General features: G+C 72.9%; 6 protein-coding genes and 1 pseudogene. 5 read left to right on the forward strand and 2 right to left on the reverse strand.

The window, feature by feature from the left end; translation table 11 throughout:
• Positions 1-27: 27 nt before the first annotated feature.
• Positions 28-1,875 (reverse strand): phosphatidylglycerol lysyltransferase domain-containing protein, encoded by a 1,848-nt coding sequence (locus tag IE321_RS16775; RefSeq protein ID WP_190223481.1) that lies wholly within the window; start codon positions 1,873-1,875, stop codon positions 28-30.
• A gap of 160 nt (positions 1,876-2,035) precedes the next feature.
• Here IE321_RS16775 and IE321_RS16780 point away from each other — a divergent pair, with 160 nt between their 5' ends.
• Complete coding sequence (locus IE321_RS16780) at positions 2,036-3,148, forward strand: alpha/beta hydrolase (protein WP_190223482.1); 1,113 nt, start codon at positions 2,036-2,038, stop codon at positions 3,146-3,148.
• Position 3,149: 1 nt separating this feature from the next.
• On the opposite strand, the gene IE321_RS16785 is transcribed toward IE321_RS16780, so the two are convergent.
• Positions 3,150-4,112, reverse strand: a complete 963-nt coding sequence (locus IE321_RS16785; protein ID WP_190223483.1) for an ABC transporter ATP-binding protein — start codon at positions 4,110-4,112, stop codon at positions 3,150-3,152.
• Positions 4,113-4,273: 161 nt separating this feature from the next.
• Here IE321_RS16785 and IE321_RS16790 point away from each other — a divergent pair, with 161 nt between their 5' ends.
• From IE321_RS16790 to IE321_RS16805, 4 genes and pseudogenes are all read left to right on the forward strand, one after another.
• Complete coding sequence (locus IE321_RS16790) at positions 4,274-4,960, forward strand: ABC transporter permease (protein WP_190223484.1); 687 nt, start codon at positions 4,274-4,276, stop codon at positions 4,958-4,960.
• 1 nt (position 4,961) lies between these two features.
• Entirely contained in the window at positions 4,962-5,630 is a 669-nt protein-coding gene (locus IE321_RS16795) for an ABC transporter permease (RefSeq protein ID WP_190223485.1), read from the forward strand.
• Positions 5,631-5,664: 34 nt separating this feature from the next.
• Entirely contained in the window at positions 5,665-6,639 is a 975-nt protein-coding gene (locus tag IE321_RS16800) for an ABC transporter substrate-binding protein (RefSeq protein WP_190223486.1), read from the forward strand.
• Positions 6,640-6,769: 130 nt separating this feature from the next.
• Positions 6,770-7,361: pseudogene (locus tag IE321_RS16805) on the forward strand (hypothetical protein); the annotation flags it as partial.

Here is a 7,361-nt window from a genome sequence, read left to right on the forward strand (position 1 = left end):
TAGGGCCCGTAGGGGTCCGGGGCGGTTTCAGGCCGCACTGACCTCGTGTTCCCGGCTGCCGCGGGGCGGTACGACGTGGGCGCAGGGGCGGGGGGTCCTGGCGGGTCGGCGGCGGGCGAAGGGGCGGGGGAGGGCGAGGCTGAGGAAGCCTTCGGCCTGCATGGCGGCGAGGCCGATGCGGGGGAGGTCGCGGCCGGTGCGGTAGACGACGAAGCGGGGTTCCCAGCGTGGCTGGAACTTGGCGTTGAACTTGTAGAGCGACTCGATCTGGAACCAGCGGGAGAGGAAGAGGAGGAGGCCGCGCCAGAGGCGGAGGACGGGGCCGGCGCCGATGCGTTCGCCGCGGGCGAGGGTGGAGCGGAACATGGCGAAGTTGAGGGAGACGCGCCGGATGTCGAGGGTGGGGGCGGCCTGGAGGGCGGCGACGATGAGGAGCTCGTTCATGCCGGGGTCGGCGCTCCGGTCGCGGCGCATGAGTTCGAGGGACATGCCGTCGGGGCCCCAGGGCACGAAGTGGATCATGGCTTTGAGGTCGCCGTAGGGGCCGTCGGACCCGTCGGGGTCGGTGAGGTGGGCGGTCGCTATGACGGCGTCGCCGTCGCCGGGGGCGCCGATCCGGCCGAGGGCCATGGAGAAGCCGCGTTCGGTGTCGGTGCCGCGCCAGTCGGCGGCGGCGCGGCGGACGAGGTCGAGTTCGGTGTCGGAGAGGTCGCGGACGCGGCGCACGCGGGTGGTGTAGCCGTTGCGTTCGATGCGCTTGACCATCTGGCGGACGTTGCGCATGGCGCGGCCGGAGAGGGAGAAGGCGTCGACGTCGATGACGGCCTCGTCGCCGAGTTCGAGGGCGTCGAGGCCGGTCTCGCGGGTCCAGACCTGGCCGCCGGTCTCGGAGCAGCCCATGACGGCGGGGGTCCAGGAGTGGGCGCGGGCCTCGTCCATGAAGCGTTCGATGGCGCCGGGCCAGGCTTCGACGTCGCCGATGGGGTCGCCGCTGGCGAGCATGACGCCGGAGACGACGCGGTAGCAGACGGCGGCCTTGCCGCTGGGGGAGAAGACGACGCCCTTGTCGTGGCGGAGGGCGAAGTGGCCGAGGGAGTCGCGGCCGCCGTGGCGGTCGAGGAGGGCGCGGAGCCGGACCTCGTCCTCGTCGGTGAGTCGGGCGGCGGGGTGCTCGGGGCGCAGCGCGAGGTAGAGGGTGGTGAGCGTGGTGAGGGTGCCGAGGGCGCCGAGGGAGTAGCCGACGGTCCAGTCGACGTCGTGGGTGTAGGCGACGGGGCCTTCGACGCCGACGAGTCCGAGGAGGACGTGTTCGAGGCGGTCGGTGAGGCTGGGGTCGCCGACGACGCGGCGGGGGTGGGCGCTGACGACGACGAGGCCGAGGGCGAGGGAGCCGGCGCCCATGACGACGAAGTTGGCGAGGGCGCGCCAGCGGCTGCGGGGGTCGGGGAGGGCGGCGAACTGGTCGCGGTGGCGCAGCAGCAGGGCGAGCAGGGCGAGGGAGAGCAGGGAGCCGAGGACGGAGTGGCGCCAGACGAACTGGGCGACGGCGCCGAGCGGCAGGAGGAGGACGACGGCCCGCCAGGCGCGGCGCTTGTGGCGTTTGAGGCCGTGGGCGACGAGGAGCAGGAGGACGCCGGCGCACAGGGAGACGGCGGCGGAGAGCGGGCCGAGGGTGCCGGGGAGGACTTCGGCGAGGGCGTGGACGCGGCTGGCGCGGAACCGGGGGAAGACGCCGGCGGCGATGTCGAGGAGTCCGATGAGGCTGACCGCCGTGCCGATGAGGGCGGGGACGCGTTCCGGTTCGGGGCCGCGGAGAATTCGGCGGACCCGGACCGGAACCGATGATGTTTTGTCCCCATCTACCGTGACAGACATCGCTTCCCGCGCTTCCCGTGCTTCCGTGGTCTTTTTCGGCCCCGTTCGGGGCGCTCCTTAGGACGGGGCTGGGCGGGGGCGGGTTCATCGGGGCACAGGAAATTCTCAGGAAGTCGTCGGGGCGTCCGGGAAGTCGTACTCAGGAAGGTTCGGACGTCTCATGGGTCTCACCAGTGGTGCGGCGCTCGTCACGGCGGTGGTGGCGGCCGTCGCGTTGTTCTCGGTCACGGTGCTGTGGTGGCCGCGGTTGGCCGGGCGGGGGTGGCGGCCGGTCGTGGGCAGGGTGGGGTTGTTGTTCGCGACGCAGCTGGCGCTGTTCGCGGCGGTGGGCCTGGCGGCGAACCGTTCCTTCCTCTTCTACGGTTCCTGGGCGGATCTGTTCGGCCAGGAGCAGGAGATGGGGGTCGTGGTGGACCACGGCGCGGCCGCGAAGGACGTGCGGGTGGTGGGCACGCGCGCGGTGGACGTGCCGGGCGGGGCGCGGCCGTCGGTGGGCGGGCAGATCCAGCAGGTGGTGGTGCGGGGCGACCGGTCGGGGATCACCTCGCCGGCCTTCGTGTACCTGCCGCCGGAGTACTTCCAGGAGCGGTACGCGAAGCGGTCGTTCCCGGCGGCGGTGGTGCTGACGGGGTATCCGGGCACGGCGGAGAACCTGATCAAGGGGTTGAAGTACCCGAGGACGGCGGCGCTCCAGGCCAAGGAGGGCCGGATGCAGCCGATGGTCCTGGTGATGCTGCGGCCGACGGTGGCGCCGCCGAGGGACACCGAGTGCGTGGACGTGCCGGGCGGTCCGAAGTCGGAGACGTTCTTCGCCGAGGACCTGCCGCGGGCGGTGTCGGAGACGTACCGGGTGGGGACGAAGGCCCGGAACTGGGGGTTCATGGGGAACTCGACGGGTGGTTACTGCGCGCTGAAGATCGCCCTGCACCATCCGGACCGGTTCGCGGCGGGGGCGGGTTTCTCCGCGTACTACCGGGCGGCGGAGGACGTGACGACCGGTGACCTGTTCCACGGGGACGAGGGGTTGCGGCGGCGGGCCGACCTGTTGTGGAGCCTGGACCACCGTCCGCAGCCTGCCTCCTCGTTCCTGGTGACCACGTCGAGGTCGGGCGAGGGGAACCTGAAGGCGACGCGGGAGTTCGTCCGGAAGGTGCGGAGCCCGGCCCGGGTCTCCTCGATCACGCTGGAGAGCGGGGGCCACAACTTCACCACCTGGAACCGCGAGATCCCGCCCGGCCTGGTGTGGATGAGCGGGAAGCTGCGGGCGGACTGATCTACGCGGCGCTGCGGCGCAGGGCGCGGTGGACCCCGGCGGGGGTGAGGGTGCCGAGGGGGCGGCCGTCGTCGCCGGTGACGGTCAGCTGTCCGGAGTCGTCCTGGAGGAGCAGGGCGAGCGCGTCCTTGAGGCTGCCGCCGAGGGGGACGGAGCGGGGGTCCCCGGTCGGTGCGGCGCCGTCCGGGAGCGGGTCGAGGTCCTCGGCCGTGACGGGGGTGACGGCGAGCCGCTTGAGGGCGCGGTCGCCGCCGACGAAGTCGGCGACGTACGGGGTGGCGGGGGAGGCGAGCACGGTGGCCGGGGTGTCGAACTGCTCGATGCGGCCCTCGCCGTAGACGGCCATGCGGTCGCCCATCCGGACGGCCTCCTCGATGTCGTGGGTGACGAGGAGGACGGTCTTGCGGACGGTGGCCTGGAGGGCGAGGAACTCGTTCTGGAGCCGCTCGCGGACGACCGGGTCGACGGCGCCGAAGGGCTCGTCCATGAGGAGGACCGGCGGGTCGGCGGCGAGCGCGCGGGCCACGCCGACGCGCTGGCGCTGTCCGCCGGAGAGCTGGGCGGGGTAGCGGGGGCCGTGGACGGCGGGGTCGAGGCCGACGAGTTCGAGGAGTTCGGCGGCACGCGCGCGTGCGGCGGCCTTCTTCCAGCCGAGCAGGGCGGGGACGGTCGCGGTGTTGTCGAGGACGGTGCGGTGGGGGAAGAGCCCGACCTGCTGGATGACGTAGCCGATCTTGCGGCGCAGGGCGACCGGGTCGACCCCGGCGACGTCCCGGCCGTCGACGAGGACGCGGCCGGAGGTCGGCTCGACCAGTCGGTTCACCATCATCATCGTGGTCGTCTTGCCGCAGCCCGAGGGGCCCACGAGCGTGACGAGCTCACCTTCGGCGACCTCGAAGGAGAGGTCGTCGACCGCGGTGGTGCCGTCCGGATAGCGCTTGGTCACCTGTTCGAACCGGATCATGGGGCCATTCTGTCCCCTCGTCATCCGGCATGTGTGAAGGCGGTGTTGCGGCAAGGTGGCGGATCGGCGGCGCGGGCCTCGGACCGGCCCCGTTGTCGGTGGCGGACGCTAGGGTCGCCATACACACGTTCTAACGGCGGCGACCTGGGGGGGAGGTCCGGATGAGCGCGCCGAACTGTCTGGTCGGCAACGACTGGATCTGCGGGGAGTACCTGCGCACCCGCCGCGAGGAGCTGACCGACGCCCTGGTCCAGCACATCGGCCTCACCGCCGCCTCCGTGGCGATCGCGCTCCTCGTCGCCGTGCCGCTGGCCCTGCTCGTGCGGGCCCGGCCGCGGCTGGCCGCACCGGTCCTCGGGCTGACCACCCTGCTCTACACGGTGCCGTCGCTCGCCATGTTCTCCCTGCTGCTGCCCGTCCTCGGCCTCTCCTCGGCGCTGGTCGTCACCGGTCTGGTGCTGTACGCGCTGACGATCCTGGTGCGGAACACGCTGGCCGGGCTCGAAGCGGTGCCGGCCGAGACCCGGGAGGCGGCGCGCGGGCTCGGCTTCGGCCCCTGGCGGCTGCTCTGGCAGGTCGAACTGCCGCTCGCGCTGCCGGTCCTGATGGCCGGCGTCCGGATGGCCACCGTCACCACGATCGCGCTCACCACCGTCGGCTCGGTCGTCGGCCGCGGCGGCCTCGGCAATCTCATCGAGGACGCCCTGCCCACCTTCTTCAAGGCCCAGGTGCTCGCCGCCTCGGTGCTCTGCGTGCTGCTCGCCGTCGTCGCCGACCTGCTGCTCCTGGGCGTCCAGCGGCTGCTCACGCCCTGGTCCCGGGCCCAGGGCGCGCCGGGGGGTGGGTGAGGTGGGGGTCGTGACGGACGCGTGGGCCTGGCTCACCACCGGTGCGCACTGGACCGGCGAGGAGGGTGTCGGCGCGCGCCTGGCCGAGCACGTGTACGTGAGCGTGCTGGCGCTGCTGATCGCCGGGGCGCTCGCCCTGCCGCTCGGGCTGTGGCTGGGCCACCTCGGCCGTGGCGGGGCGCTGGCGGTCAACGTGTCGAACGTGGGGCGGGCGGTCCCGGTCTTCGCCGTCCTCGCCCTCTTCATGGTCTCCCCGCTGCGGAACGCGGGCTATGTGCCGACCGTGACCGCCCTGGTCCTCTTCGCGATACCGCCGCTGCTGACGAACGCGTACGTGGGGGTCCGGGAGGTCGACCGGGCGGCCGTCCGGGCGGCCCGGGGCATGGGGATGACGGGCGGGCAGGTCTTCCGCCGGGTCGAACTGCCGCTGGCGGCGCCGGTGGTGATGACCGGCGTCCGGTCCGCCGCCGTGCAGGTGGTCGCGACGGCGACGATCGCCGCCATGGTCGGCCAGGGCGGTCTCGGCCGGATCATCACCGCGGGCTTCGCGCTCTACGACACCGCGCAGGTGGTCGCGGGCGCCGTTCTGGTGGCCCTGCTCGCGCTGGTGGTGGAGGGCGTGCTGGTGGCCCTGGACCGGTTGCTCGTGCCCCGGCCGCCCCGGACTTGACGTATGTGGACACCGAGAGCGAAGGACTGAAGTCGTGAAGAGGATCTCGCGCGCCACGGGCGCGCTGCTGGGTGCCGCCGCGCTGGCCGTCTCGCTCACCGCGTGCGGCGGCGACAGCCTGGAGCAGGGCAAGGAGAAGAGCTCCTCGGGCTCCGGCGGGGAGAAGGGCTCCCTGGTCGTGGGCGCGGCCGCGTTCACCGAGTCGAAGGTGCTCGCCGAGCTGTACGCGCAGCTGCTGCGCGACGCGGGCTACTCGGCCTCGGTCACCACGGTGAAGAACCGGGAGCTGTACGAGCCCGCCCTGGAGAAGGGCGAGATCGACGTCGTGCCGGAATACGCGGCGACGCTCGCGGAATTCCTCAACGCGAAGGTGAACGGCCCGGAGGCGCCCGAGGAGAAGCCGGTCGCCTCCGGTGACGTGAAGGCCACCGTGGACGCGCTCCGCGGGCTCGCGGAACCGCGCGGACTGAAGGTCCTGGAAGCCGGCGGGGCGGTCGACCAGAACGCCTTCGCGGTGTCGAAGGAATTCGCCGAGAAGAACAAGCTGAAGACGCTTTCCGATCTCGGCGCGGCGAAGCTGAAGGTGAAGATCGCGGCGGGCGACGAATGCGCGGTCCGCCCCTTCTGCGCCCCCGGTCTGAAGAAGACGTACGGCACCGACGTGGCCGGCGTCGACCCCAAGGGCGTCGGTACCCCGCAGGCCAAGCAGGCGGTCAAGGACGGGGTGGACCAGCTGGTCCTGACCACCACCACGGACGCCACGGTGGACAGCTTCGGCCTGGTCTTCCTGGAGGACGACAAGCACCTGCAGAACGCCGACAACGTGCTTCCGGTGGTGAACGCGAAGGAGGCCGGGGCGCCCGAGGTCACCGCCGCGCTCGACAAGATCACCAAGGTGCTCACCACCGCGGATCTCGCCGAACTCAACCGCAAGGTGGACGCCGAGCGGGCGAAGCCCGAGGACGTCGCCGCCGCCTATCTGAAGGAGAAGGGGCTGGTCGGGAAGTAGGCGCCGAAGAGGGGAAGTCGGCCCGAAGCGGAAGCGGAACGCGGTCTCTCCGATTCCGTCGTCGAGAAGTGGCCAAGAGATTGCCGGGCCGACCCCCCACACCGCGCCTACGCACGGTAAATTTCAGGCCATGCCACGTGGACGCCACCGTCATTCCCCGCCTCTGCACAAGCTGATGCCGCCCTCCGCGGTCGCCGGCGCCGCGGTCGTCTGCGCCGCGGCGGCCTGGGTCCCCGGGGAACTCGTGGTCGTGCGGCTGCTCGCCGCCGCGGCGGCGGCCGCCGCCGTCACCGGTGCCGTCCTCATGCGCGGCTGGGACCGCAGCGCCGGCCGTCAGGTCGCCGAGCTGACCCGCGCCCGCACCGCCGACCAGTGGAAGGCCGAGGAGCGCCTCGCCGAACTGGAGGCGGACCTGGAGGAGTCCCGCGCCCTGCGCATCCGCCTGGACGCCAAGCTCCGCGCCAAGCGCGTCGAACTGGCCGGACTGCGCGGCGAGCACGCCGACCTGCTGCGCCGCTACGCCACCGCCGAGACCGAGCGCGCCAGCGCCCTGGAGGGCCGCCGCGTCCTGGCCCAGGCGACCGCGGCCGACGCTCCCAAGGAGCTGCCCGCCGCCGGGTCGACGCCCACCCCGGAGGCGTACCGCCGCGTCGCCGAGGCCCTGCGCGACCGCCCCGGCAGCGCCGCCGCCCAGCAGGCCCGCCGCACCGCCGAGGCGGCCC

The sequence above is a fragment of the Streptomyces hydrogenans genome (assembly GCF_014656075.1).
In the GTDB taxonomy this organism is placed as follows: Bacteria; Actinomycetota; Actinomycetes; order Streptomycetales; family Streptomycetaceae; genus Streptomyces; species Streptomyces hydrogenans.